Origin of the sequence: Stenotrophomonas sp. GbtcB23 (assembly GCF_019091045.1) — a bacterium.
GTDB classification, from domain to species: Bacteria; Pseudomonadota; Gammaproteobacteria; order Xanthomonadales; family Xanthomonadaceae; genus Stenotrophomonas; species Stenotrophomonas rhizophila_A.
The window spans coordinates 1-253 of the sequence record NZ_JAGXKC010000513.1; the positions used below are offsets into that span (position 1 = coordinate 1).

The 253-nt window shown below is 62.1% G+C and carries 1 protein-coding gene; it reads right to left on the minus strand.

Going from position 1 to position 253, the window contains the following annotated elements:
- Positions 1–36: 36 nt before the first annotated feature.
- A partial coding sequence (locus tag KVS69_RS19955) for a hypothetical protein (protein ID WP_217539935.1) occupies positions 37–253 on the minus strand: 217 nt, incomplete at its 5' end.

A 253-nucleotide genomic window follows, 5' to 3' on the forward strand; every position in this document is an offset into this window, starting at 1 on the left:
ATCTCGGCAGCACGAGCGGGCGCCCTGCCCCAGCATTCAGAGGTCCAGCTCCAAGACGTAGTCACCTGTAGCGCTATCGTAGGAGCGAAGCGAAACCGTGACGCCGTCGGTGAGCGGCGGCATCGTGGTGCAACCGGCCAGCAGACACACTGCCGCGAAGATCAGATACTCCTTCATGGCGCTCATCCTGCTAACGGGGACGCTCTGGATTGCTCTTGGTTGCCTTGGATTCGCCGTGGTCGCGAAAGCCTGG